The 2,222-nt window shown below is 67.4% G+C and carries 2 protein-coding genes; both read right to left on the minus strand.

Going from position 1 to position 2,222, the window contains the following annotated elements:
- Positions 1-275 precede the first annotated feature (275 nt).
- The gene (locus tag FJM51_RS23245; RefSeq protein WP_140456465.1) at positions 276-1,091 is read right to left on the minus strand and encodes an ATP-binding cassette domain-containing protein; all 816 of its coding nucleotides are present in this window, start codon (positions 1,089-1,091) and stop codon (positions 276-278) included.
- On the minus strand, positions 1,091-2,143 hold the full coding sequence (locus tag FJM51_RS23250) for an ABC transporter permease (protein WP_210240413.1): 1,053 nt from the start codon (positions 2,141-2,143) through the stop codon (positions 1,091-1,093). The genes FJM51_RS23245 and FJM51_RS23250 overlap by 1 nt, the downstream gene beginning before the upstream one ends.
- Positions 2,144-2,222 lie beyond the last annotated feature (79 nt).

Raw genomic sequence — 2,222 nt, forward strand, 5'->3', positions numbered from 1 at the left:
TCGCCGCGCGGGGAGAGCTCGATCCAGTCGTAGCCGAGTTCGCGCACCTTGCGCGGGATCTCCTCGAGCGGGAGATGGCGGTGCATGAAGGGGTCGATCGCGATTTTCATGGCAGTCATCCGTGAAGGGAAAAAGGGGCGGCCGATCCTGGAGGACCCGGCCGCCCAGTGGAGCGGTGGAGGCCGCCCGTCTCGGGTGTCGCGGGATGCCGGCGCCGGTCCGGGGGAGGAGGAGACCGGCGCCGGGCTTCGCGGCGGGGCGGCCCCCGCCGGACCTCAGGCGGCGGGCGGCGGATGGCCCTCGTGGCGCGCCATGTAGTTCTCCATCTCGGTGCCGAGATCGGCGAGCGCCTCGCCGCCCGCCATCAGGTCGGTCAGCTCCTCGCGCGTCTTCTCGCCCTTCATGAAGTTCGCCGCGACCGCGCCCCGGATCAGCACCGCGAAATGATCGCCGACCGCCATCGCATGCGTCACCTGGTGGGTGATGAAGATCACCGCGAGCCCGCGCTTCCTCGCCTCCAGCACGATCCGGAGCACGTGGGAGGCCTGCTTGACGCCGAGCGCCGCCGTCGGCTCGTCGAGGATCAGCACGCGGGCGCCGAAATAGACCGCGCGGGCGATGGCGAGCGACTGGCGCTCGCCGCCCGACATGCCGCCGACCAGCCGGTCGCCGTCGTCGATGCGGGTGATGCCGAAATCCTGCACCGACTTCACCGCGATCTCGTTGGCCTTCGCGCGGTCGTAGATGTTGAACGGCCCCCATTTCCTCGTCGGCTCGTTGCCGATGAAGAAGCAGCGCCCGACGCTCATCAGCGGGAAGGTGCCGCCGAACTGGTAGACGGTGGCGATGCCCATGTTCTGGGCGTCGCGGGGGCCGGAGAAGCTGACTTCCTTGCCGTCCATCAGGATCGACCCGGAGGTGGGCTTGTGCACGCCCGAGAGGGTCTTGATCAGCGTCGACTTGCCCGCGCCGTTGTCGCCGAGCAGGCAGAGCACCTCGCCGGCGTCGACCTTGAGCGTGATGTCGTGCAGCACGTCGATCGGGCCGAAGGACTTGTTGACGTCGCGGAGTTCGAGGATCGGAGCGGCCATCACTTCTTTCCCTTCTTCGGGCTGTAGGAGAGCGCCATCTTGCGGAAGGTGTTGTTGCCGAGCACCGCGAGCAGCAGCAGGACGCCGATGATGAGGCTCGCCCAGTTGGCGTCGAACTCGGTGAAGTAGATGCCCTGGTTCACGATCGCGAAGGTGAGCGTGCCGAAGAAGATGCCGATCACCGAGCCGAAACCGCCGGTCAGCAGCACGCCGCCGACCACCACCGCGACGATCGCGTTGAAGATGAAGGACATGCCGCCCGAAACCTGCGCCGAATTGTAGAGGATCGTCTGGCACATGCCGACGAAGGAGGCCGAGGTCGAGGACAGCACGAAGAGCACGATCGTCATCTTGTCGGTCGGGATACCGACGTTGCGCGCGCTCTCCTTGTCGCCGCCCATGGCGAAGAGCCAGTTGCCGTAGCGGGTGTAGTGCACGACGAAGGCGTAGATCACGACGGCGGCGAGCCACCAGAAGATGATCACCTGGAAGCTGTTGGCGATGAAGCTGCCGAAGAAGAGCTTCACCCAATCCGGCGCGTAGAGCGCCACCGAGGTGGTGCCGGTCAGCATGACCGAGAGGCCGAGCACGAGACCCTGCATCGCGAAGAGCGTGCCGAGCGTCACGATCAGCGACGGCACGGCGGTGCGCACGGTCAGCAAGCCGTTGATCAGCCCGACGACGATGCCGAGCCCGATCGAGGCCGCCATGCCGACGAGGATCGGCGCGCCGAAATGGCCCGAGACGATGGCCACGGTCATCGCGCCCGCCGGGATCATCGCGCCGATCGAGATGTCGAGCTCGCCCGCGATCATCAGGAGCCCGATCGGCAGCGCCACGATGCCGAGATTGGCCGCGACGTTGAGATAGCTCGCCGCGCCGGCGGGCTGGACGAAGTTCGCATTGCCGAAGATGGCGAAGAAGATGAACACGAAGGCGAGGCCGAGGAAGGCGCCGGTCTCGGGCCGGCGCAGCAGGCCGCCGAAGTCGAAGCCGGCGGAGGGTGTCGGCGCCATCGTGCCTCCCGGTGTCTTCACGGATTGGGTTGCCATTGGGGTATCCCTTGCATGCGACGCTCCGGCCGGCCCCGGGGGCGGCCACGATCGCTTCGCGCGGAGGTTGGTCCGGGCC

Origin of the sequence: Amaricoccus solimangrovi (genome assembly GCF_006385685.1) — a bacterium.
GTDB classification, from domain to species: Bacteria; Pseudomonadota; Alphaproteobacteria; order Rhodobacterales; family Rhodobacteraceae; genus Amaricoccus; species Amaricoccus solimangrovi.

Excerpts from the sequence above, each read along its gene's own strand:
- FJM51_RS23245 (WP_140456465.1), bottom strand. The coding sequence starts at position 1,091 with ATGGCCGCTCCGATCCTCGAACTCCGCGACGTCAACAAGTCCTTCGGC.
- FJM51_RS23250 (WP_210240413.1), bottom strand. The coding sequence starts at position 2,143 with ATGGCAACCCAATCCGTGAAGACACCGGGAGGCACGATGGCGCCGACA.